This window comes from Corynebacterium sp. HMSC06D04 (genome assembly GCF_001807315.1).
GTDB lineage: Bacteria > Actinomycetota > Actinomycetes > Mycobacteriales > Mycobacteriaceae > Corynebacterium > Corynebacterium simulans.
Genome location: NZ_KV788548.1, coordinates 101,532 through 123,630 on the forward strand (window position 1 = coordinate 101,532; position 22,099 = coordinate 123,630).

The window sequence follows — 22,099 nt, forward strand, 5'->3', positions numbered from 1 at the left end:
ATCACTATGTCTAACCTTCAAATGCCTAATTCCCGCTACGTTCTGCCGGAGTTTGTCGAGCAGAACGCACAAGGCTCTAAGACCACCAACCCGTACTCCAAGCTCTTCGAAGAGCGCATCATCTTCCTTGGCACCCAGGTTGATGACACCTCGGCGAATGACATCATGGCGCAGCTGCTGGTCCTCGAGTCCCAGGATCCAGATCGCGACATCACCATGTACATCAACTCCCCGGGTGGCTCCTTTACCGCGCTGATGGCTATCTACGACACCATGCGCTACGTACGTCCTGATGTGCAGACCGTGTGCCTGGGCCAGGCTGCATCTGCTGCAGCCGTCCTGCTGGCTGCCGGCGCACCGGGCAAGCGTGCGGCACTGCCGAACTCCCGCGTGCTGATTCACCAGCCACGCACCCAGGGCACCCAGGGCCAGGTTTCTGACCTAGAGATCGAGGCTAACGAGATCGAGCGCATGCGCCGCCTCATGGAGACCACCCTCGCTGAGCACACCGGCCGCACCGCAGACCAGGTCCGTGAGGACACTGACCGCGACAAGATCCTGACCGCTCAGGAAGCCGTTGAGTACGGCATCATCGATACCGTCTTTGATTACCGCAAGCTCAACGCCTAAAACCAGTAGTTAAGCTAAAGCCCTTGCACCGTATTCGTGGTGCAAGGGCTTTGGTTTTAGTTCTATAGGTCTTGGTGCGTCACCCAAACCCGTTCTACGGATGGATGTGTCTAGGCAGCCGCCACATCAGCACAACGCTGACGATGATAGCGATACCGCTGAAAATGAATAGGCCTGGGTACGGTGCCTCGATTGGGATACTGAAGGTGTATGCGGCCCAGTTTATCGCGATTGCTAGGAAATAGACTAGGAGAATGCCTCCAGCGGCGGTGATGGTTCGCATAGCGATACTTCTATTATCAAGCGCTTTGAAGAGCATCCCTATCGCCGTGCCAGCATAGCCTGCAACGAGGTAAGTGGTCAGGAATGCCAGGACAGAAAGCAAATGAGCTAACCAAGTTGGAAGGGTGCCGGTATCGCCGTTGACAGCAACCTCAAAAGAGCTATCGACATCAACGCCTGCGGATACCGCGATGTAATGTGCTGCGGCGGCGACGAGTCCAAAGATGACGGAACCCACGATGGCAAACCCGTGAGCTGCGATCTGCCACCGCTTCTGCGGCATATCGAGGCTGCGCAAAACCTTGAACTGCGAGGTTGCGCTTGCGCAAAGTATCGCCCAAAAGATAGCCGAGAAGATGATCCAGAAAGTGGGATTAACGCTAACTTGGCTGGAGTCATGCGGAACTAGGTAAGCGCCCACGGCGAGCACAATGATGAGGGGTGCAAATACTGCGATTGTCTTTCGGTGTGCCGAAACGAGTGCGGTCATGGTGTTGCTCCTTTAAAGCTGTGCGGATACAAGTGAGTCGATGAGTTGGACGTCGTCTGGGAAATCGGTGTCTATGCCGTGGAGAGGAGTATTCAGCGGCTCCGCTAGTTGGACACGTACGCGAGAGGTTCGCCCGAGCTTTTGCTGGCTGACGACGCTCCCCGTGAGTGCGGCAACTGCGTCATCAACGGCACTGCTCTCGCCCGTGAACAGTGGATATAGTTCCCGCTGTTCGTCGAGCAGAAGTGGACCAACCGCGCGGCCTTTCTGCACGACGATGAGCCCCTCAACGAGGCCAGCGAGATCCTCGGCGCGATGTGAGGATAGAAGTAACGTCCAATCGTCGTTGTGGGATGCGTGTTCGATGATGACTTGGCGCAGTACCTCACGCGTCGGTACGTCTAGCCCAGTGAAAGGCTCATCCATCAGCGTGACAGGCGTGCGTGCAGCAAGAACGGTGATGTTGGCAATCAATTGGCGCTTGCCGGTGGAAAGCCTCGAGCAGACCTCTGAGGGGTGAAGCTCAAAGCGGGCTAGGAGACGGTTCGCATAGGCGATGTCGAGTTCGCCTCGTGCTTTCTGGGCGATGTGAAGGTGATCTTTCACTGTGTGCCCCGCCAGCAAAATGTCAGCGCCAGTGCGTGCAAGGGCAGTTGGGGCAGTCTCGATAGAGCCGGATGTCATTGGAAGGTGACCCGCAATCGCTCTCATAAGCGTCGTCTTGCCCGCACCGTTGGTGCCGATAATGCCGTAGATTCCGGGCTTCAATCGGATCGAGTGAGCATGGAGAAAGTCCTTTACTCGGAGGTCTTTTGCCTCGATAGTGTGCATGGTTATTCTCCTTCGCTTTTGATGAGTTCGATGAGCTCAGCCGTTGTGATTCCGAGGGCTCGTGCTTCGGCTAGAAGCGGTGCGACGAAATCCTCATGTAATGCGGCACGACGCTTTTCTGCAACGCGGGTGCGCGCTTCGGGAGTGACGAACATTCCAAGTCCGCGACGCTTTTCGAGCAGGCCTTCGTCGAAGAGCGCGGTTAAGGCCTTGGACGCTGTCGTGGGGTTGACTGAGTGGAATGCGGAAAGCTCGTTTGTGCTGGGGGCTCGGTCGCCGGGGGCGAGCTGGCCGGACATGATCATGTCGCGGATGCCGCTAGCGAGTTGTTGGTAGAGGGGGAGGGGATTGCCCATGAGACCTCTTTTCGGATGCGTGACTGATAACAAAGCGGTTTGTGGGTTTGTGGGTTTACCACCTATGTGGGTAACCCTAAATGAGCTTTGATGTGTCGTCAAGAGCAAGCGGCAGAAGCGGAGATTGATGCTCCGGCCCTTGGTCGATTCGGCTGCAAATATAAGTGTGAAAGTTTTCGCAGTGCGGGGCCATGACGTGGAACTTTTTGCAGCCGCGTGCTTTAACAAATATTTCGGGCAACCAACCGATTTGTTGTTACCGAGAATTAGTGGTCAACTATTTATATGTCAGATCACAATACGCAGCTGTCTGGCGCGACAGCACACAAAACGGAGCCTGAAGAAAGACTGTTCTTCGGGCATCCGTGGGGCCTAGCCAACCTATTTGGCATCGAGATGTGGGAGCGTTTCAGCTTCTACGGCATGCAGTCGATCGTTTTGCTCTATATGTACTACTCCGTCACCGATGGCGGACTAGGCATGGACAAGACCGCTGCAACGTCCGTGGTTGGTGCCTACGGCGGTCTGGTCTATATGGCCTGCCTTTTGGCCTCTTTGGTTGCAGACCGAATTTTGGGCCCGGAGCGCACCCTGTTCTACTCCGCGAACCTGGTGATGCTCGGTCATATCGCTCTGGCGTTTATTCCGGACGTTATTGGTCTGGCGATTGGTTTGGTTCTCATTGCCATCGGCTCTGGCGGCGTGAAGACCACCGCCCAGGTGGTGCTTGGCTCGCTATATAGCCGTGATGACACCCGCCGTGACGGTGGTTTCTCCATCTTCTACATGGGTGTCAACATCGGCGCTCTATTAGGCCCGTTTGTCACAACAATCATGTGGGGCTGGAAGGGATTCCACTGGGGCTTTGGCCTCGCGGCAATCGGCATGTTCGCGGGCCTGATTCAGTACACCCTGATGCGCAAGTCCACCATCAAGGATGCAGGCCACGAGGTCCCGAACCCTGCTAGCAGCAAGCAGATGCTGCTCGGCCTAGCTGCCGTCCTTGGCATCGTGGCAATTGCGGTAATTTCCATCGCAACCGGCGTTGTCAAGGTCGATTGGCTATCCAACATCGTCACCGTCGTTGCGCTGTTGGCGGCAATCGTATTGTGGTGCCAGATGTACTTCTCCGAGCTGGTTGATGCGGAAGAGAAGAAGCGTCTGCTGGGATTTATCCCGCTGTTTGTCTCTGGTGTTTTGTTCTTCGGTATCTTCCAGCAGCAGTTCACCGTCATGACCATCTACGCGGATGTGCGCTTGGACCGTAACTTCTTCGGCATCGAGATTCCGCCGTCACTGGTGCAGTCCTTCAACCCGGTCTTCATCGTGGTCTTCTCTGCGATTTTCGCAACGATGTGGACCAAGCTCGGTAACCGTCAGTGGTCCACGCCAGTGAAGTTCGGCGCCGCGAACATCATCATCGGTATTTCCTTGTTCTTCTTCCTGCCGTACTCCGGTACCGGTGCAAATTCCACGCCGATGTTTGCCATCATTGGCATCCTCTTCCTGTTCACTATGGGCGAGCTTTTGCTGTCCCCGGTTGGTAACTCGCTTGCTACGAAGGTCGCGCCACGTGCCTTCCCCTCCCGCATGATGGCGGTGTGGATGATGGCCGTTGCCATGGGTACCTCCCTGGCTGGCTCCCTGGCTGGTTTCTACAACCCGGAGGACGCTGGCGCGGAGAATACCTTCTTTATCTCCCTGGGCATCGCTTCCATCGTTCTGGGTCTGCTGGTCCTGGCAGTCAGCCGCTGGGTGGTTAAGAACTTCGCCACCTTCCGCTAAAAAGGAGCCGATGCTTTCCGACGCCGTTGGTCTTAAGGCCCGCGGCGTCGTCGCCGTTTTCTTGGTCCCTGCGTTGCCTGCTGAAAGCAGACGCATAGTGTATGTGAACTGCGAAAAGGGAAGTCTCAAGGAGGGGTTGAGGCTGCGCCACGCGGAGGAATGAATGAGGGCGGTGTCGCGTTGATTTACTAAGGTGGAGGTATCTGTGGGACGCGCCCCTTTTTAAGGGCGCCGGATGCAAAGGATTGGCATCCTAGAATCTTCCCACCACAATCAATAATCAAAAGCGAGTGGAAAGACCTTAATGGCACGTATGCAAGAAAGCGCTGACCTGCTCAAGTGCTCCTTTTGTGGCAAGAGCCAGAAACAGGTGAAAAAGCTCATCGCCGGCGGCGGTGTCTACATCTGTGATGAGTGCATCGAGCTGTGTAATGAGATCATCGAGGAAGAACTCGGCGCAGCCGCCGCGGCTGACAATGCCGAGAAGGAAGTAAAGCTTCCGCGCCCTTCGGAGATTTCCTCCTTCCTTGATAAGTACGTCATCGGCCAGGACCAGGCCAAGCGCGTGCTTTCGGTGGCGGTTTATAACCACTACAAGCGCATCAAGGCAGAAGAAGCAGCGGGCCTGGAAAGCCGCCGCAAGAAAGTCGAGGATGAGGACGTCGAGATCGCTAAGTCCAACATCCTGCTGCTCGGTCCTACCGGTTCCGGCAAGACCTACCTTGCGCAGACGCTGGCTCGCATGCTGGATGTTCCTTTTGCTATCGCCGACGCCACCAGCCTTACCGAGGCCGGCTATGTGGGCGAGGACGTAGAAAACATCCTGCTCAAGCTCCTGCAGGCCGCAGACTTTGACGTAGAGCGCGCGCAGCGCGGCATCATCTACGTCGATGAGGTGGACAAGATTTCCCGCAAGTCTGAAAACCCATCCATTACTCGTGACGTTTCCGGTGAGGGTGTGCAGCAAGCCCTGCTGAAGATCTTGGAGGGCACCGTAGCCGCCATCCCGCCGCAGGGTGGCCGTAAGCACCCCAACCAAGAGTTCATCCAGCTCGATACCTCGAACATCCTGTTCATCGTTGCTGGCGCCTTTGCTGGTCTCGATAAAGTCATCGCAGAGCGCGTGGGCAAGAAGGGCGTGGGCTTTGGCGCGAAGCTCGAGACTGCCAGCGAGCGCGAGAAGCTCGACCTCTTCTCTGAGGTACGCCCTGAGGATCTCGTAAAGTTCGGACTTATCCCGGAGTTCATCGGCCGCTTGCCGGTTGTGGCCACCGTGGACAACCTCGATCGTGAGTCCTTGGTCAAGGTCTTGGTGGAGCCGAAGAACTCGCTCATCAAGCAATATCAGCGCCTCTTCGAGATGGATGGCGCGGAACTGGTCTTCGCAGACGAGGCCTTGGGCTCCATTGCCGAGCTCGCGCTTGAGCGCAAGACCGGCGCTCGTGGCTTGCGCGCCATCATGGAGGAGCTGCTCGTTCCCATCATGTATGACCTGCCAGACCGCGAGGACATCACGGCCGTGCACATTACCGAGGCCTGCGTTAAGGGCGAGGGCGAGCCGGAGTTTGTCTACTCTGACGCCGAAAAGGAATCTGCCTAGCTAGCGCGTTTCCCTCTAGCCCACATGTAAAAAGAGCCGCCTTCTAAAAGGCGGCTCTTTTAGGCTTTATTCGTAAATATCCGATGCGGCCTGCTCTTCGTCGCTGGAGTAGATATCCTGCGGGCTAGCGTCGTTGTCTTCGTCGGCGGCGCTGGTGGTGAGGTAGGAGCTGTGCCCGGAATCCGGGATGTTGGTGGTAAGGAATGCCAGGACTGCGTCGACAGTCATGCGGTGCATGCCGTCGGTGTTTTCGGGGCTGCGCATGTCGATGTCCAACAAATTCTGCATCATCGAGCGATTGGTCACGCGGTACATCGTGAGGGAGGCAATGAGGGTGAAGATATCGTTGGCCGAAATGCCCGGGCGGAAGGCGCCGGAGTCCTGGCCCAGCATCAGAAGTTTGTCCAAGTGAAGGAAAACTTCGGAGACGTCGATTAGCGCGTGGCCGCCATCAAGCGCGCCGGTGGAGGATTCCATCGTCATCATGCGGATGGCCTCTGGGTGCTCAACGTGCTGCTTGAAAAGCCAGTCTACGAGCGTGCGTACGCCTTCCACTGGGACTGCAGAGTCCAGCTCAAGGCTGCCTGCCGGTGGGTTGAGGAGGCGTGCCGCAACCGTGAGGGCCTGCTGGTACAGGCCCTTTTTGTCACCAAAGTGGTAATGGATCATGCGCTTGGACATGCCGGCGAGGCGGGAAATGTTGTCCAACTTGGTGTCAGCGAATCCCAACTCGGAGAACTGCTCGATGGCGACGTCGATTACTTTGTCGACGGAGCCCGTAAGCTCGGCGGTGCCGACGGAATCGGGCGAAGCCGAATCAGTGGCGTCCATGGTCATTGTTTCCGTCCTTGTAAGTCCTGTGCGAGATGAATCTGTTCCTTTAAGACTCTTTCTTTCTCTTTCCTATAGTGCCCAAAAACCAACTTTTCCGAGTTTCAAGTGAAAATAAAGTCATGAACTGCGGGACATTTGGGGGTAATTTTCGCAATTTTGTGATCTCGATTGACTCCAAAAGAGGGGAGTAACCTGCTGCATAAGTTCTGCGCGCAAGGCTAAGGTGGGCTTTAAGAACATGTTTGTTTCACCACATCCCGCAGGAGGATTGCACATGACTGAGTCAGCATTGAAGCCCGTCAAAGTAACCGTTACTGGGGCAGCCGGCAACATCGCTTATTCGCTGCTGTGGCGCATCGCTGCTGGCGACGTCTACGGAAAAGACACCCCGGTTGAACTTGCGCTGCTGGAAATCCCTGACGCTGTAGGCGCTGCAGAAGGCGTTGCCATGGAGTTGGCTGACTCCGCTTTGCCGCTGCTGCGCGGCATCACCGTCACCGATGACCCAGTAGTGGCCTTCAAGGACACCAAGGCCGCCTTCCTCGTGGGCGCGCGCCCACGCTCCAAGGGCATGGAGCGTGCGGACCTCCTTGAGGCCAATGGCACCATCTTCACTGTCCAGGGCAAGGCCATCAACGATCACGCCGCGCGCGACGTCCGCGTGCTCGTCGTCGGCAACCCAGCCAACACCAATGCCTACATCGCCGCCCAGAGCGCACCAGACCTGGACGCCAGCCAGTTCAACGCACTCATGCGCCTAGACCACAACCGCACGCTCAGCCAGCTTTCGCTCAAGACCGGCACGCCAACCGCAGAGTTCACCAAGGTGGCCGTCTGGGGCAACCACTCCGCCACCCAGTTCCCAGACCTTAGCTACTCCAATGCGGAGGTAGATGAGAAGTGGTACACCGAGGAGATGATTCCGAAGGTGGCCAAGCGCGGCGCGGAAATCATCGAGGTCCGCGGTCATTCCTCCGCTGCTTCTGCGGCCTCTGCTGCAGTCGATCACATGCACGACTGGATCCACGGCACCGAGGATTGGCGCACCGCCGCGGTGGTTTCCGATGGCTCCTATGGCGTGGACGAGGGCCTTATCTTTGGTTTCCCCACCGTGGCCAAGAACGGCACCTGGGAAATCGTGCAGGGCCTAGAGCTTGGTGAGTTCCAGAACGAACGCATCCAGGCCAACGTGGAGGAGCTGCGCGCTGAGCGCGAAGCCGTCCAGCACCTGCTTTAATCGAGCAGCAGGTTATCGATAAGCCGCACCGGACCCACGAATGCGGCAACCAACGCTAGGGCAGGGCGCGCTGCAGCAGCCACCGGCTCTAGCGTTTTCGGATCCACCACCGTCAGGTAGTCCAGCTTCACGCCCTCGCTGGCATCCAGCGCCGCGGCGGCCTGCGTTACGTCGGCGAAGGCGCCGTCGCGAAGCGCAAACAGCGTGCGCGATAGCGCCAGTGCCTGGTCACGCTCCTTCGTGCTGAGCCTTTGATTGCGGCTCGATTCCGCCAGACCATCTGCCGCGCGGACGATGGGTGCCGCCACAATCTCCACCGGCAGGTCGAGATCTGCCACCATGCGCCGAATCACCGCCACCTGCTGGGCATCCTTTTGCCCGAAGTAGGCGCGGGTGGGCTGCACGATAGTAAAGAGCTTGGTCACCACCGTGGCCACACCATCGAAGTGGCCTGGGCGGGAAGCCCCCTCGAGCACCTCACCCATGCGCCCAGTGCGCACCCACACTAACGGGGTACCAGACGGATACATCTGTTCCACGCGCGGCGCGAAAACCGCATCCACGCCAATTAATTCCAAGAACTTCGCGTCACCTTCCAGATCCCGCGGGTAGTTCCGGTAGTCATCGCACTCGCCCAAATCACTAAACTGCAGCGGATTTACAAACACCGAGACCACGACCACGTCGTTGTCTTGGCGTGCGCGCTTAACCAGCGCGCCGTGCCCGGCATGCAGAGCACCCATGGTCGGCACCAATCCCACGCTCCGCCCGGCAGCGGCCTGCTCCGCGCGGAAAGTACGCAGCTGCGAAATAGTTTCAAAAACCTGCATTACTCAAACCTTAAAGACTAGTCGCTGAAGGATTCCGCCTCATTCGGGAACGCGCGCGAGTGAACGTCGGCGGCGTAGGAACGCGCGGCTTCGGCAAGCATGCCGCGCAGATCCGCATACCGGCGCACAAAGCGCGGCGTCTTGCCCGCGCCCATGCCAAAAGCGTCGGTCCAGACCAGAATCTGCCCATCGCAGGCATTGCCCGCGCCGATGCCGATGGTGGGGAAGGAGACCTCCTTGGTCAGCGAGTGCGCAGGCGCGCTGGGGAAGTTCCAGGATGTGAAGACATGACAGACAATGTATCCAGCCACCGGCGCCCGCGGTGCCGATTTCGCCCAATGGGGTGAAAAGCCAGTTGACCGACAGGGTAGACTTGTCCGGGTGACTGAGCAGAACAACGCTGTAGATAAAGAGCAACTAGTAGGCGCTAACCGTGCTGACGCGCTTCCGAAGTCCTGGGAGCCGCAGACGGTAGAAAAGGACCTCTACGAGTCCTGGGTGGAAGCCGGCTACTTCACCCCGGATGCCGCCAGCGAGGCAGAGCCTTATTCCATCGTGCTGCCGCCACCCAACGTGACCGGCCAGCTGCACATGGGCCACGCCCTAGACCACACCCTCATCGACTCCATCATTCGCCGCAAGCGCATGCAGGGTTATGCCACCCTGTGGCTGCCGGGCGCCGACCACGCGGGCATCGCCACCCAGACCAAGGTCGAGGCCAAGCTGAAGGAGACCGAGGGCAAAAAGCGCTGGGATTATGAGCGCGAGGAGTTCATCTCCAAGGTCTGGGAGTGGAAGGAAGAATATGGCGGCACCATCCAGAACCAGATGCGTGCCATTGGTGACTCCGTGGACTGGTCCCGCGAGCGCTTCACCCTGGACGAGGGCCTGTCCCGCGCGGTCCAGACCATCTTTAAGCAGCTTTTCGACGCCGGCATGATCTACCAGGCCCACCGCCTGGTCAACTGGTCCCCGGTTCTGGAGACCGCGGTCTCTGACATCGAGGTTGTTTACAAGGACGTCGAGGGCGAGCTCGTGTCCATCCGCTACGGCTCGCTAAACGACGACGAGCCACACCTCATCGTGGCCACCACCCGCGTGGAGACCATGCTTGGCGACGTCGCGATTGCCGTCCACCCCGACGACGAGCGCTACAAGGACCTGGTGGGGCAGGAGTTTGCCCACCCCTTCCGCTCCGACCTGAAGCTCAAGGTCATCGCTGATGATTACGTGGACATGGAATTCGGCACCGGCGCCGTGAAGATCACCCCGGCCCACGACCCGAACGACTACCAGATGGGCCTGCGCCACAACCTGGACATGCCGACCATCATGGACTCCACCGGTCACATCGCGAACACCGGCACCAAGTTCGATGGCCTGACTCGCGAGGAAGCACGCGTGGAGATCCGAGAGGCGCTGCGCGAACAGGGTCGCATCGTCAAGGAAATCCGCCCTTATGTCCACTCCGTGGGCCACTCGGAGCGCTCCGGCGAGCCGGTCGAGCCGCGCCTTTCCCTGCAGTGGTTCGTGGCGGTAGAAAAGCTGGCCAAGTACTCCGGCGACGCCGTGCGCGAGGGCGATACCAAGATTCACCCGACCTCCCTCGAGCCGCGTTACTTCGAGTGGGTCGATGACATGCACGACTGGTGCATCTCCCGTCAGCTGTGGTGGGGCCACCGCATCCCGATCTGGTACGGCCCGGAGACCACCGACGCCGAGGGCAACACCACCCGCGATATCGTCTGCGTCGGCCCTGACGAGGAGCCGCCGGCAGGCTACGAGCAGGATCCAGACGTTCTGGATACCTGGTTCTCCTCCGCGCTGTGGCCATTTTCCACGCTGGGCTGGCCGGAAAAGACTCCGGACCTAGAGAAGTTCTACCCAACCAACGTGCTGGTCACTGCCTACGACATCCTGTTCTTCTGGGTTGCCCGCATGATGATGTTCGGCACCTTCGCTGGCGTCCAGACCCCAGAGCTGCTTAACGCCGGTTCTTCCGCGGAGCGCGATGGCCGCCCGCAGATTCCTTTCCACGATATTTACCTGCACGGCTTGGTTCGCGATGAGCAGGGCCGCAAGATGTCGAAGTCCCTGGGTAACGGCATCGACCCGATGGACTGGGTCCGCGACTACGGCGCGGATGCCCTGCGCTTTACCCTGGCGCGTGGCGCCAACCCGGGCGTCGACCTGCCGCTGGGCTCCGACGCTGCTGCGGCTTCCCGTAACTTCGCCACCAAGCTTTTCAACGCCACCAAGTTCGCCTTGATGAACGGCGCTGGCGTGGCGGAGCTGCCGGCACGCGAGGAGCTAACCGACGCCGACCGTTGGATCCTGGACCGCGCCGAAGAGGTTCGCGTCAAGTTCGACGCTTACCTGGATGACTACCAGTTCTCCAAGGCTAACGAGCTGCTCTACCACTACATCTGGGATGAGCTGTGTGACTGGTACCTGGAGATTGCCAAGTCCCAGATTCCGCGCGACTTCGATTCGGCAGAAACGTCAGACGCGGAGCGGCTGACCGGCCGCAACACTCAGATCGTCCTGGGCCGCGTCCTCGACGTCGTCCTGCGCCTTTTGCACCCAACCATGCCTTTTGTCACCGAGGTCCTGTGGAAGGCACTAACGGGCGGCGAGTCAATCGTGATTGCCCCGTGGCCAACCGCGGCCGATACCAACGGCGGCGTGGCCACCGACGAGGTTGCCGCACGCCGCATCGCGGACGCCGACAAGCTCATCACTGAGCTGCGCCGCTTCCGCTCTGACCAGGGCGTTAAGCCTTCGCAGAAGGTTCCCGGCCGCCTGGACTTCGCCTCCGTTGACCTTGCAGGTCAGGAGAACCTGGTGCGCAACCTGGCTAATACCACCGTGCCGGAAGAGGGCTTTACCGCCTCTGCTTCCATCGAGGTACGCCTTTCCCAGGGCACCGTCGAGGTCGCCCTCGATACCTCCGGCGCAGTCGACGTCGAGGCCGAGCGCAAGCGCCTGGAAAAGGATCTGGCCAAGGCCAACAAGGAGCTCGAGCAGACCGGCAAGAAGCTGGCTAATGAGTCCTTCCTAGCTAAAGCTCCGGGCGAGGTCGTGGAGAAGATCCGCACCCGCCAGCAGGTGGCACAGGAAGAAGTCGACCGCATCACGGCACGCTTGGAGGCACTTAAGTAGTGAGCAAGCGAGAAGATCGCGAGGAATACGAACTCGTCGACGCTCTGCAGGAGGGCACTGAGGGCGGACCCGTGGAGATCACGGAGTCCGGCCTGCAGCTCAACCTCGGCATGGGCGCGGAAGACGAGTACGAGGAAGCCGCTCCCATCGAGGTCAGCCCGGAGGAACTGGAAGCGCTCGCGCTTGTCGACGCCGAGCTCAACGCCCGCGCGCCCGAAACCCAGATCGCTCCGAGCCTGGAACGCATCCAGGCGTTGATGGATTTGTTGGGTAACCCGGAGAAGTCCTTCCAGGTCATCCACGTCGCGGGCACGAATGGCAAGTCTTCGACTTCCCGCATGATCGACTCCTTGCTGCGCGCCTTCCACCGACGCGTCGGATTGGTGACGAGCCCGCACCTGCAGCTGGTCACCGAGCGCATCGGCATCGACGGCCGCCCGATTCACCCGCGTGACTTCGTGCGCATTTGGGGCGAAATCAAGCCTTATGTCGAGATGGTCGACGCGCGCTCGGACATTCCGATGTCCAAGTTCGAGGTGCTGGTGGCTATCGCTTATGCGGCCTTCGCCGATGCGCCAGTCGACGTCGCCGTGGTCGAGGTCGGCCTCGGCGGCACCTGGGATGCCACCAACGTGGTCAACGCCGAGGTCTCCGTCATCATGCCGGTGGGCCTCGACCACACCGATTACCTGGGCGATACCCTCGCCGAGATCGCGGGCGAGAAGGCCGGCATCATCAAGGCGCGCGAGCACGACGATGATGACGTCCTCGCCCCGCACGAGAACATCGCCATTATCGCGGAGCAAGAGCCGGAGGCGATGTCCGTCATCCTGCAGCGCACCGTCGAGGTCGGCGCGGGCGTGGCGCGCTCCGGCAGCGAGTTCGCGGTGCTGGAGTCCCGCATCGCGGTCGGTGGCCAGCAGCTCAACATCCAGGGCCTGGGCGGTCTTTACGAGGACGTCTTCCTGCCGCTGCACGGCGAGCACCAGGCTAAGAACGCCGGCGTGGCGCTGGCTGCGGTCGAGGCCTTCTTCGGGGCGTCGGCAGGCAAGCCGCTCGATGCGGCCACCGTGCGCAACGGCTTTGCGCAGGTCATCTCTCCCGGCCGCCTGGAACGCGTGCGCACCAGCCCCACGACCTTCGTCGATGCCTGCCATAACCCGCACGGCGCGAGGGCCCTAGGCGCGGCCCTTGACCGCGACTTCGACTTCGCGCGCCTCGTCGGCGTCATCAGCATCTTCGAAGACAAAGATGCCCTTGGCATCTTGGAGGCCCTCGAGCCTTATCTCACCGAGGTCGTCATCACGCAAAACTCTTCTCCGCGCGCCCGCGACGCCTACGAGCTGGCAGAGCTCGCCCGCGACATCTTCGGCGAAGAGCGCGTGTATGTGGCCCCGGATCTACCCGGCGCTTATGCCCAAGCCGTCGAGCTGGCTGAGGATGCGGAAGTTCAGTCCGGCTCGGGTATCGTCATCACGGGTTCCGTCGTCACTGCCGGCGACGCCCGCGCGATGTTTGGAAAGGATCCCGCATGAGTCAGTCCCGCCGCACCAACCGCAACGAGGTGCCGGAATCTGAAATCAGTCCGCTCGGTCTCGGCAAGGCACCGGTCAAAGACCCGCTCAAGCAGTTTGGCGGGATGGTGGTGGCCAGCTCTCTGACCATGGAGCTGCTCACCCTCGTACTGGCTCTGCCACTGTTGTACAAGCTTTACGACGGAACGCTGTGGACCCCGTTTAACTACTCCGTAGTGATTGGCCTGGCTGTGCTGCTTCTCGTTAGCTTCGCGTTCATGAACAAGCCGTGGATTGTCAACGCCATGATTGCGCTGCACGTGCTCGCTATCATCTTGGGCTTTATGATCCACTGGTCCATCGCGGCCATCTTCATTATCTTTGGTCTGCTGTGGCTTTTGGCTTCTTATATGCGCGGCATCATCGTCGAGCGCATGAAGCGCGGATACCTCACCACCCAGCACCTAAACGCCTCGAAGTAGCCCAACGAAGCTGTCGTTCCTCGACCGTTTTCTGCCTTATGTGGATTCTGCTCGCAATGGGGCTCCAGCCAGGAACTCGGCGGTTTCGTCGGGCCGAAGCCTCGCTGCCGCGCTAATAGCCACGTAGACTTTGCAGGCATGCGCTATCTCTACTTTTTCCTCGCGGCGCTGGGCTGCATTGTGGCCTTGCTGCTGCGCGCAATGACCGGGCAGCCTTGGTTGCCGCTGGTTGCGCTGCTTGCTGCCGCGGCGTTCCTGGCGCTCGGCCTGTGGCAATCGGCGCGCCCCGCAACTCCCGTTAGCGAAACAGATCTTTCAGAAGATCAGCGAGCCGAGCTTAACCGACTGCTGGAAAACGGCCAGTTCGGCACCGCCGTAAAACAGGTGCAACTGTGGTTTAAGGGGACCGATTACAACCACGCGGAGAAAATCGTGCGCGGGCTGAACCAAACATCTCACCCCTAGCGCGAGACGCGGCGGAATAGCTTTAGTACTATGGCAGCCATGACTGAACGTACACTCATTCTCATCAAGCCAGACGGCGTTAAGAACGGCCACGTCGGTGAAATCATCACCCGCATCGAGCGCAAGGGCCTGAAGCTGGTTGCTATGGATCTGCGCGTTGCAGACGAGGCTACCGCTAAGAAGCACTACGCAGAGCACGAGGACAAGCCATTCTTCGGTGACCTCGTTGAGTTCATCACCTCCGCACCGCTGGTTGCTGGCGTTGTTGAGGGCGAGCGCGCTATCGAGGCATGGCGCCAGCTGGCTGGCGGCACCGACCCAGTTTCCAAGGCCACCCCGGGCACCATCCGCGGCGACTTTGCTCTGACCGTCGGCGAGAACGTTGTTCACGGCTCTGACTCCCCAGAGTCCGCTGAGCGCGAGATCTCCATCTGGTTCCCGAACCTGTAAAAGCATCTAGCTTTTTAGCCCGCATTCGCTTGGCGAGTGCGGGCTTTCTTCGTGCTTGGCGTCCCCTTCTTCTTCGCTGGCGCCGTGTCTGCACCGCTTTGGCGCCGTATCTGCACCGCGCCTGCACAATTTGCCAAATATGCCGCCAAAACCACCCCGTTTCAGCGCACTATTTGGCAAAATGTGCGGCCCAAGCCCTCAGCTAACGCCTCCGCGCCTCATACATGCTCCGCACACCCAACTCGGTCAGCGTGACATCCCACGTGCGAGTGTTATCGGAATGACGCACACCGCGCAGCTTCACCACGCCGGTCTTTTCCAGCTCCAGCACTCGCTTTTCGAGGCCTTCCTCCTGCCCGGTGATGTAACCCAACTGCTTGACGCTCACGATATTGCCTTCCACAGCACCGGCTGCCACCAGCGCTGAGACAATATCGGCGTAGTCGGTTACAGCCTGCAAGGTCGTCTCGGTGATTCCCTCGATCGAAGAATGTTCCAGCGTCTTGCGGATGCGCCGCCGCCCCGTACGGTACGGGCCCGTAAATGAGGCCCAACCGCCAAGCGTGAACGCTGGCACCATGTAGATAGCCTTGCAGACAGTTAGCACGATAGGTGAGATAGTGGCATCTGGGACGAGGCCGAAGTCATCGGCCAGCCACAGAATTGGCGCACCCACCACCGGCAGGAAGGGACCGATATAGGCCAAGGAAGAGTAGTCGCCCGACTTATGCTCCTCGCGCACGGCCTGAATCATCTTAGGCTTTTTGCGCAGAATGTTGATGCCCGCCAGCACACTAAGCACGATGCAAATGCCCACCAACACGTACTGGCCTGAATAGTGCCCCAGATCTGGATTGGATAAAGCAAACGCGAGGGAAAGCGGAATCGAGCCGATAAAAATATCGCGCATCGAAATCTCGTTACGGGCCCGAGCCTGTGCCACCGTGCGCGGTGCGTGCTCAGGAATTGCGAGTTCTTTTTTCTCCTCAGGCGCTTCCATGTCCGACATCTTGCCACAGGTGGCTTATATCTCGTGGGGCTTGGTTTGGCTAAAGCACAGCTTGCCGACGTCCTGTGCCACAATGGGAAGCAGAAAATTTCATACCGCACCATACATTCCGGCCCCCTCGTGTGGCTGCAGAAAGCCTGTGTCAGTCAAAAGGTGCTGATTATGTTGCCTGCGCCCGGGGATTGTGCCGCTGATTTTGTCAGGAGAAGGTCACCAGATGGCGACTAAGAAGACTACGAAGACTGCAAAGAATACGAAAACTGAAAACTCATATGCTGCTGCAGCAGCTTTCGCCGCAAAGATTGACCGCGAAGCTTTTGCAGAAAAGACCCGCCTGTATACGGTGGCAAAGCAGCTGGGGCTTAGCTCCAAAGAGCTCGTTGCTGAATACGCCGAGCTGGGCCTGAAAAAGGCCGCGCAATCTTCCCTCACGCGGGAAGAAGTAGGCCAAGTCCTCGATGCCATCATCGCCAAGGCAGGCGATGGCGAGGCCCAAGAAAACAAGCAAGAAAACAAGAAGGCTAAAAAGAAGAAGGCTGCCGCCGAGCCTGCTGAGGTCAAAGACGAGCAGGACGATGCCAAGCTGCGCGACCGCGTGCGCAAGAACGTCGCCAACGAGATTTCCCAGATTGAGGAAAAGATCGAGGCCGAGCTCGCCGAAACCGCTGAGGCCGTGGAAGACACCGCGCAGCCTGAAGAAGCTGAGCATGCGGACACGGGCACCGTCGACGTCGAGAAGCTGCATGAGGCGCTAGTTGAAGCCGGCGATGAATTCGACGAAGACGAGTATGCGCCCGTCGTTACGCCGATGCCGCAGGACGAGCCAGAGGTCTACGACTTCGCTCCTATCTTCATGGCGCCGAAGCTGGAAAAGCCGCAGCCGCGTGAGACGGAGGAGACCTCCGAGGAAGCTCGCAGCGGTGGTCGCCGACGCGGTAGCCGTGGTACGTCCCGTGGCCGTGGGGCACAGGAGCATGAGCACGAGACCGAGACCATCGAGGAGCCCAAAGCAATCAAGGGTTCCACTCGCATCGAAGCGCAGCGCCGTCGTCGTGCCGAGCTGCGTGAGAAGGGCCGAGAGCGTCAGCACATCGTCTCCCAGGCGGAATTCCTGGCGCGTCGGGAATCCGTCGAGCGCACCATGGTCGTGCGCGACAAGGAGCGCGCCGATGGCGCCGGCATCATCACGCAGGTTGGCGTCCTCGAAGACGATCTCCTTGTAGAGCACTTCGTCACCACTGAGGCCCAGGCCTCGCTCATCGGCAATATCTACTTGGGCCGTGTGCAAAACGTCCTGCCTTCGATGGAGGCTGCCTTCATCGACATCGGACAGGGCCGCAACGGCGTGCTTTATGCTGGTGAAGTGGATTGGCGTTCTGCTGGCCTGGGCGGCCGCGGACGCAAGATCGAAAATGCGCTCAAGTCCGGTGACCAGGTCCTGGTCCAGGTGGCTAAGGACCCAATCGGTCACAAGGGCGCGCGTCTGACCACCCAGATTTCCTTGGCCGGCCGTTACCTGGTCTATGTCCCAGGTGGCCGCAGTGCGGGTATTTCCCGCAAGCTGCCTGTTCCGGAGCGCAAGCGCTTGAAATCCATTTTGGAGCGCGTTGTGCCTGGCGACGGCGGCGCAATCATCCGCACCGCAGCCGAGAACGTCTCCGAAGAGGCCATTTCCACCGACGTCAATCGCCTCCATGACCTGTGGGAGGACATCACTCGCCGCGCTGAGCACGAGAAGTCCACCAAGGGTGCCAAGCCGGTGACCATGTATGAAGAGCCAGATCTTCTGGTTAAGGTCGTCCGAGACCTTTTCAACGAGGACTTCACCAAGCTCATCGTTGACGGCAAGCGTTCCTTCAACACCGTCAGCGCCTATGTAGAGTCCATGGCGCCCGATCTCGCTGACCGCGTGGAGAAGTACGACGCACGCAGCAACGGCGGGGAAGACGCCTTTGCTACCTACCGCATCGATGAGCAGCTGCATAAGGCGCTCAGCCGTAAGGTATGGCTGCCTTCCGGCGGCACCTTGGTCATTGACCGCACTGAGGCCATGACCGTGATTGACGTCAACACCGGCAAGTTCACCGGTTCCGGCGGCAACCTGGAGGAGACGGTCACCCGTAACAATCTTGAGGCTGCCGAGGAAATCGTGCGCCAGATGCGTCTGCGTGATTTGGGCGGCATGATTGTCGTGGACTTCATCGACATGGTTCTGCCGGAGAACCAGGAGCTGGTTCTGCGCCGCCTCAAGGAGGCCTTGGGTCGTGACCGCACGCGCCACCAGGTTTCTGAGGTCACGTCGTTGGGTCTGGTACAGATGACCCGTAAGCGCCTGGGCACCGGCTTGGTGGAGACTTTCTCCACCGAGTGCGAGACCTGCCATGGCCGCGGCATCATCATCCACGAGTACCCAGTGGAAGAAGAGCAGGATACTCACGGCAGTCACGAGCACAAGGGACGCCGCCAGCGTCGCGAACGCCGTCACCCCGAACATGATCCGCAGCAGCATCCGGCTGCCGTTGCCATGCACCGCCACGAGGATGAGCAGGACCAAGAGCAACAGGGGGAAAAGAAGACCTCCATCGAGGAACTCGTAGCTGGCATCGTCGTGGGCGAGGAGGAGCAGGACGAGCAGAAGGGCAATAAGAAGCGCCGTAACCGTCGTAGTCGCCGCGTCCAGCGTGAGGAAAGGAAGCCTCAGGACGCTGGTACTTCTGCAGAAGACATCGCAAGCATCGGTTATGCTGCTGCGGAAAACGCCGCAGAGCTTGACGACGTCGCAGAGTTCAGCTCGTACGTTGCCGACGAAGAAGAGCAGCCACGCCATGATAAACGCAAGAGCGGACGCGGCCGTCGTCGTAGCGTGCGTTCGAATGCTCCGAAGCAGCAGGAAAGCGATAAGCAGCAGACCTACGAGGAAGCCGTTGCAGAGTTCGAGGCTTCGCCGCGTCGTAAGCGCCGCACCCGTGGCAACTCGCGTTCCGACCACCGCCCGCAGCCGCAGGACTTCCTGGCTCCGGCTGAAAAGGAAGCGCCCGCCGAGGAAAAGGTGGAGCGCAAGCCGAAGGCTGCGCTAAAGCGAGTGCGTGGTCGTCGCCGCGTTGTTCGCCAGAGTGCTGCCAAACCAAAGGATGCCCCCGTGGTAGAGCCCGAGGCAGAAGAAGCAGGAGAGCCTGCAGCTACCGAAACCAAGGTCATTCGCCGTGGCCGCAAGCGGGCCGTCCGCAAGGCGGTGGCTCGTAAGTCCGCGCAGCCAGCAGCAGAAAACACTCAGGAAAATCCGGCTAAGCAGAGCGAAAATCGCCAGGCTGAGCGGGAAAAGGGGCGTGCTTCTGGCAAGGGCGGCAGTGGGCGCGGACGGCGTCGCGTAGCACGGCGCAGCGCAAAGTAGGCCTTCGCCACGCGGGAGAGAAAATACGCAGTTTGTATTTTCTGCCCGTGACGGGGTAGTCTTTGACAGTCGCTGTTTAGACCATGAATGCGCTGCATCGGCCGAGTCGTTGTTTTGCGCGGGCGCCACGCATAGCGCCAGGGATAAACGCAATAAGTAATTGTCCATTCAGAAGTGGCTCACCCTGCCGCTTCTGAGCCGAGTTTAGATAAGGGGTAACCCTCTATGTACGCGATCGTCAAGACCGGCGGAAAGCAGTACAAGGTTGCTGAAGGTGACCTCGTCAAGGTCGAGAAGATCGAGGGTGAGCCGGGTACGTCCGTAGCTCTCACCCCGGTTCTGCTCGTCGATGGCGCAACCGTTAAGGCTAAGGCTGCTGACCTGGAGAAGGTCTCCGTCTCTGCTGAGATCGTCGAGCAGGGCAAGGGCCCGAAGATCGACATCTTGAAGTACAAGAACAAGACTGGCTACAAGAAGCGTCAGGGCCACCGTCAGCCGCTGACCGTTCTGAAGGTAACCGGTATCAAGTAAGCCTTAACCGGCTCGAGAAATCCCTGAAGGAGGGAAAACCACATGGCACACAAGAAGGGTGCTTCCAGCTCCAGCAACGGTCGCGACTCTGAGTCCAAGCGTCTCGGCGTCAAGCGCTTCGGTGGTCAGCAGGTTAAGGCCGGCGAGATCATCGTGCGTCAGCGCGGCACCAAGTTCCACCCAGGTGAGAACGTTGGTCGCGGCGGCGACGATACCCTGTTCGCACTCGAGGCAGGCGCTGTTGAGTTCGCTATCAAGCGCAACCGCCGCATCGTGAACATCGTTCCGGCTGAGCAGGCTGCAGTTGAGGCTTCTGCCTAGTTAATAACGTAAAAAGGTCTGATTCCGATTTTCGGAGTCAGACCTTTTTCGTTTTTGTATTTACGCCCTCTTTTTCAGGAAATTGTCTGACTTTACAGAAACTATTAACTAAATAAGAAAAGATTCGATGTATTAATTCTCCTCGTATGTTCATCATATGGGTGGGAAAGGGTGAAAACGGGGGTAAAAGAGCTGGGTTTTGCTGCGTTATGGGTGGCGATTGTGTGGTTTTGTGGCCGAATAGTGCGGGTAAAGATGATTTCATAGTTTGTGGGGCTACGAACGATTTACTAGGATTGAACTGCTAAATATTCAGCGGGCGCTAATGTTAACGCCCTCGATGCCCCAGTTTGATGGGGGAATAGGATTCCCTATGTCTAAGTTCTCTATGCGCTTGGCAGCGGTTATTGCTGCAAGCACCGTTTCCGTCGCGGGCGCTGGATTTGCCGCTCCCGCACTTGCACAGACCACCTCCGAGGCCGGCGCTGAGGCGACCCCGGGGGCTGCGGCCGATGCCGATCTCGTTGATGCAAACCACGATATCGAGCTCATCATCAACAAGCGTCTGGGTGACCCTGGCTCACTCGATAACACCACCGCCCTCGGCGGCATCACTTTCAAGGTGGAAAAGGTCAATAACGTAGACCTGACCACCCAGGAAGGTTGGGCAGCCGCTGCTGATCTCACCGCTGCGACTGCCACCGATGTCACTGAAGTGGGCACCATTGAGACCAACGATCAGGGCACCGCTTCAATGACCACTGCTAAAACTCCGGCGTTCAAGGTTGGCCTCTACAAGATCACAGAGGTGCAGAGCGGTAACTACACCGCTGCAGCTCCGTTCCTGGTAGCGCTGCCGCACTCGGAGGATGGTAAGTGGTCTTATACCCAGACGGTGAGCCCGAAGAACCAGCAGGTTAACCCTTCCAAGCAGGTCGATGACACCAACGCCACCATCGGTTCTGATCTGCACTACACCATCAATGCGCCGGTTCCGGCTGGTGAGTTGACCCGTTTCAACATCGTTGACCCGCTGAATCAAAGCCTCAAACTCAAGGCTGACGGCATCACCGTCGAGGCACAGGGTGCAAATGCTCCAACTTTGACGAAGGACGCTGATTACAAGGTCGATACCGCTAATAACACCCTGCGTATCGAATTCACCCAGGATGGCCGCGGCAAGCTGCAGGAAGCTCGTAAGTCCGACCCGACCCTAAAGGTTGTGGCCGGCTTTGATGCCACCATCGTTTCCATTCCGGCTGATACTGGCCAGATCACCAACAAGGCAACCATCGAGCTGCCGAACAACGCCACCGTTGATACCAACGGCGATGACCCGAGCACTCCGGATAAGACCGAAGATAACCCCACCTCGACGACCTTCGGTAACCTGACCATCACCAAGACCTCCACCAACGGCACTGACCCGCTAGCAGGTGCGGAGTTCGAGCTGTACCAGTGCAAGGTCTCCGACCAGGACTCCACCAAGTACGAGCTGCTGGGTAAAGCATTGAACGTTGCTACCACCGAGACCGGTAGCCCATCCACCAAGCTCACCACCTCCGGCGGTGACAACCGTTCCTCCACGGCACAGGGCTACGGCGTTCCAATCAACTCCTTCGCTGCAAACACCGGCACCACCAACAATGACTACTGCGTGCTGGAGACCAAGGCACCGGAAGGCTACGTCCGCAACCCAGAGCCGCAGCACGTGACCATCGACGTCAATGCACGCACCCTGGCAGTCAGCGTTGAGAACCAGAAGAACAACATCATCAACCAGCTGCCGGCAACCGGTGCATGGGGAATCCTGTTGGTATTCCTCGTCGGCCTGCTCCTGCTGGCTCGTGGTCTGTACACCTCTTATAAGGACAACCGCGCCCAGGCCTAAGGAGGCCA

General features: G+C 59.2%; 19 protein-coding genes and 1 pseudogene. 13 read left to right on the forward strand and 7 right to left on the reverse strand.

Annotated elements, in window-relative coordinates; translation table 11 throughout:
- The first annotated feature begins 6 nt into the window (after window positions 1–6).
- Window positions 7–630 carry an ATP-dependent Clp protease proteolytic subunit gene (locus HMPREF3155_RS07865; protein ID WP_061924159.1) on the forward strand — a complete coding sequence of 208 codons (624 nt, stop codon included), beginning with the start codon at window positions 7–9 and terminating at the stop codon, window positions 628–630.
- Window positions 631–724: 94 nt separating this feature from the next.
- Here the strand turns inward: HMPREF3155_RS07865 and HMPREF3155_RS07870 are convergent, their stop codons facing one another.
- The 3 genes from HMPREF3155_RS07870 to HMPREF3155_RS07880 are packed head-to-tail and all read right to left on the reverse strand — an operon-like array spanning window position 725 to window position 2,589.
- The gene (locus tag HMPREF3155_RS07870) at window positions 725–1,402 is read right to left on the reverse strand and encodes a hypothetical protein (protein ID WP_061924156.1); all 678 of its coding nucleotides are present in this window, start codon (window positions 1,400–1,402) and stop codon (window positions 725–727) included.
- A 12-nt stretch (window positions 1,403–1,414) separates the two neighbouring features.
- Window positions 1,415–2,233, reverse strand: coding sequence for an ATP-binding cassette domain-containing protein (locus HMPREF3155_RS07875; RefSeq protein WP_062043544.1), 819 nt, complete (start codon window positions 2,231–2,233; stop codon window positions 1,415–1,417).
- A 2-nt stretch (window positions 2,234–2,235) separates the two neighbouring features.
- Window positions 2,236–2,589, reverse strand: coding sequence for a GntR family transcriptional regulator (locus HMPREF3155_RS07880; RefSeq protein ID WP_062043548.1), 354 nt, complete (start codon window positions 2,587–2,589; stop codon window positions 2,236–2,238).
- A 285-nt stretch (window positions 2,590–2,874) separates the two neighbouring features.
- Here HMPREF3155_RS07880 and HMPREF3155_RS07885 point away from each other — a divergent pair, with 285 nt between their 5' ends.
- Together HMPREF3155_RS07885 and clpX are read left to right on the forward strand one after the other, a co-directional pair.
- Window positions 2,875–4,374, forward strand: a complete 1,500-nt coding sequence (locus HMPREF3155_RS07885; RefSeq protein WP_062043551.1) for a peptide MFS transporter — start codon at window positions 2,875–2,877, stop codon at window positions 4,372–4,374.
- A 304-nt stretch (window positions 4,375–4,678) separates the two neighbouring features.
- A complete protein-coding gene (gene clpX, locus HMPREF3155_RS07890) occupies window positions 4,679–5,974 on the forward strand; it encodes an ATP-dependent Clp protease ATP-binding subunit ClpX (protein ID WP_061924143.1) in 1,296 nt (431 codons plus the stop codon).
- Window positions 5,975–6,040: 66 nt separating this feature from the next.
- Here the strand turns inward: clpX and HMPREF3155_RS07895 are convergent, their stop codons facing one another.
- On the reverse strand, window positions 6,041–6,811 hold the full coding sequence (locus HMPREF3155_RS07895) for a TetR/AcrR family transcriptional regulator (protein ID WP_061924139.1): 771 nt from the start codon (window positions 6,809–6,811) through the stop codon (window positions 6,041–6,043).
- 271 nt (window positions 6,812–7,082) lie between these two features.
- On the opposite strand from HMPREF3155_RS07895, the gene HMPREF3155_RS07900 reads away from it, so the two are divergent.
- Complete coding sequence (locus HMPREF3155_RS07900; RefSeq protein WP_070432999.1) at window positions 7,083–8,045, forward strand: malate dehydrogenase; 963 nt, start codon at window positions 7,083–7,085, stop codon at window positions 8,043–8,045.
- Here HMPREF3155_RS07900 and panC read toward each other — a convergent pair.
- Together panC and HMPREF3155_RS07910 are read right to left on the reverse strand one after the other, a co-directional pair.
- On the reverse strand, window positions 8,042–8,875 hold the full coding sequence (gene panC, locus HMPREF3155_RS07905) for a pantoate--beta-alanine ligase (protein ID WP_061924134.1): 834 nt from the start codon (window positions 8,873–8,875) through the stop codon (window positions 8,042–8,044). The genes HMPREF3155_RS07900 and panC overlap by 4 nt on opposite strands.
- Before the next feature lie 17 nt (window positions 8,876–8,892).
- Window positions 8,893–9,141: pseudogene (locus HMPREF3155_RS07910) on the reverse strand (3-methyl-2-oxobutanoate hydroxymethyltransferase); the annotation flags it as partial.
- A gap of 31 nt (window positions 9,142–9,172) precedes the next feature.
- On the opposite strand from HMPREF3155_RS07910, the gene HMPREF3155_RS07915 reads away from it, so the two are divergent.
- The 5 genes from HMPREF3155_RS07915 (at window position 9,173) to ndk (ending at window position 14,948) form a co-directional block, all read left to right on the forward strand.
- On the forward strand, window positions 9,173–12,037 hold the full coding sequence (locus HMPREF3155_RS07915; RefSeq protein WP_210385650.1) for a valine--tRNA ligase: 2,865 nt from the start codon (window positions 9,173–9,175) through the stop codon (window positions 12,035–12,037).
- Entirely contained in the window at window positions 12,037–13,572 is a 1,536-nt protein-coding gene (locus tag HMPREF3155_RS07920; protein ID WP_070433002.1) for a bifunctional tetrahydrofolate synthase/dihydrofolate synthase, read from the forward strand. The genes HMPREF3155_RS07915 and HMPREF3155_RS07920 overlap by 1 nt, the downstream gene beginning before the upstream one ends.
- Window positions 13,569–14,033, forward strand: coding sequence for a DUF4233 domain-containing protein (locus tag HMPREF3155_RS07925; protein WP_070433003.1), 465 nt, complete (start codon window positions 13,569–13,571; stop codon window positions 14,031–14,033). Before HMPREF3155_RS07920 ends, HMPREF3155_RS07925 begins: the two co-directional genes overlap by 4 nt.
- A gap of 138 nt (window positions 14,034–14,171) precedes the next feature.
- Entirely contained in the window at window positions 14,172–14,498 is a 327-nt protein-coding gene (locus HMPREF3155_RS07930) for a hypothetical protein (protein WP_070433004.1), read from the forward strand.
- A 39-nt stretch (window positions 14,499–14,537) separates the two neighbouring features.
- Window positions 14,538–14,948, forward strand: a complete 411-nt coding sequence (gene ndk, locus HMPREF3155_RS07935; protein ID WP_061924281.1) for a nucleoside-diphosphate kinase — start codon at window positions 14,538–14,540, stop codon at window positions 14,946–14,948.
- A 202-nt stretch (window positions 14,949–15,150) separates the two neighbouring features.
- Here ndk and HMPREF3155_RS07940 read toward each other — a convergent pair whose 3' ends face one another.
- Window positions 15,151–15,948: a hypothetical protein gene (locus HMPREF3155_RS07940; RefSeq protein ID WP_083281275.1), complete on the reverse strand. Its 798-nt coding sequence runs from the start codon at window positions 15,946–15,948 to the stop codon at window positions 15,151–15,153.
- 226 nt (window positions 15,949–16,174) lie between these two features.
- Here HMPREF3155_RS07940 and HMPREF3155_RS07945 point away from each other — a divergent pair, with 226 nt between their 5' ends.
- The 4 genes from HMPREF3155_RS07945 (at window position 16,175) to HMPREF3155_RS07960 (ending at window position 22,091) form a co-directional block, all read left to right on the forward strand.
- A complete protein-coding gene (locus HMPREF3155_RS07945; protein WP_070433005.1) occupies window positions 16,175–19,348 on the forward strand; it encodes a translation initiation factor IF-2 N-terminal domain-containing protein in 3,174 nt (1,057 codons plus the stop codon).
- A 225-nt stretch (window positions 19,349–19,573) separates the two neighbouring features.
- Window positions 19,574–19,879, forward strand: coding sequence for a 50S ribosomal protein L21 (gene rplU / locus HMPREF3155_RS07950; RefSeq protein WP_061924117.1), 306 nt, complete (start codon window positions 19,574–19,576; stop codon window positions 19,877–19,879).
- A gap of 42 nt (window positions 19,880–19,921) precedes the next feature.
- Complete coding sequence (rpmA, locus tag HMPREF3155_RS07955) at window positions 19,922–20,200, forward strand: 50S ribosomal protein L27 (RefSeq protein WP_005531747.1); 279 nt, start codon at window positions 19,922–19,924, stop codon at window positions 20,198–20,200.
- A gap of 373 nt (window positions 20,201–20,573) precedes the next feature.
- Window positions 20,574–22,091 carry a SpaH/EbpB family LPXTG-anchored major pilin gene (locus HMPREF3155_RS07960; protein ID WP_070433006.1) on the forward strand — a complete coding sequence of 506 codons (1,518 nt, stop codon included), beginning with the start codon at window positions 20,574–20,576 and terminating at the stop codon, window positions 22,089–22,091.
- The last annotated feature ends 8 nt before the right edge of the window (window positions 22,092–22,099 follow it).

Coding starts and splice junctions, on each gene's coding strand:
- HMPREF3155_RS07865 (WP_061924159.1), top strand. CDS start 7: ATGTCTAACCTTCAAATGCCTAATTCCCGCTACGTTCTGCCGGAGTTT.
- HMPREF3155_RS07870 (WP_061924156.1), bottom strand. CDS start 1,402: ATGACCGCACTCGTTTCGGCACACCGAAAGACAATCGCAGTATTTGCA.
- HMPREF3155_RS07875 (WP_062043544.1), bottom strand. CDS start 2,233: ATGCACACTATCGAGGCAAAAGACCTCCGAGTAAAGGACTTTCTCCAT.
- HMPREF3155_RS07880 (WP_062043548.1), bottom strand. CDS start 2,589: ATGGGCAATCCCCTCCCCCTCTACCAACAACTCGCTAGCGGCATCCGC.
- HMPREF3155_RS07885 (WP_062043551.1), top strand. CDS start 2,875: ATGTCAGATCACAATACGCAGCTGTCTGGCGCGACAGCACACAAAACG.
- clpX (WP_061924143.1), top strand. CDS start 4,679: ATGGCACGTATGCAAGAAAGCGCTGACCTGCTCAAGTGCTCCTTTTGT.
- HMPREF3155_RS07895 (WP_061924139.1), bottom strand. CDS start 6,811: ATGACCATGGACGCCACTGATTCGGCTTCGCCCGATTCCGTCGGCACC.
- HMPREF3155_RS07900 (WP_070432999.1), top strand. CDS start 7,083: ATGACTGAGTCAGCATTGAAGCCCGTCAAAGTAACCGTTACTGGGGCA.
- panC (WP_061924134.1), bottom strand. CDS start 8,875: ATGCAGGTTTTTGAAACTATTTCGCAGCTGCGTACTTTCCGCGCGGAG.
- HMPREF3155_RS07915 (WP_210385650.1), top strand. CDS start 9,173: ATGTATCCAGCCACCGGCGCCCGCGGTGCCGATTTCGCCCAATGGGGT.
- HMPREF3155_RS07925 (WP_070433003.1), top strand. CDS start 13,569: ATGAGTCAGTCCCGCCGCACCAACCGCAACGAGGTGCCGGAATCTGAA.
- HMPREF3155_RS07930 (WP_070433004.1), top strand. CDS start 14,172: ATGCGCTATCTCTACTTTTTCCTCGCGGCGCTGGGCTGCATTGTGGCC.
- ndk (WP_061924281.1), top strand. CDS start 14,538: ATGACTGAACGTACACTCATTCTCATCAAGCCAGACGGCGTTAAGAAC.
- HMPREF3155_RS07940 (WP_083281275.1), bottom strand. CDS start 15,948: ATGGAAGCGCCTGAGGAGAAAAAAGAACTCGCAATTCCTGAGCACGCA.
- HMPREF3155_RS07945 (WP_070433005.1), top strand. CDS start 16,175: ATGGCGACTAAGAAGACTACGAAGACTGCAAAGAATACGAAAACTGAA.
- rplU (WP_061924117.1), top strand. CDS start 19,574: ATGTACGCGATCGTCAAGACCGGCGGAAAGCAGTACAAGGTTGCTGAA.
- rpmA (WP_005531747.1), top strand. CDS start 19,922: ATGGCACACAAGAAGGGTGCTTCCAGCTCCAGCAACGGTCGCGACTCT.
- HMPREF3155_RS07960 (WP_070433006.1), top strand. CDS start 20,574: ATGTCTAAGTTCTCTATGCGCTTGGCAGCGGTTATTGCTGCAAGCACC.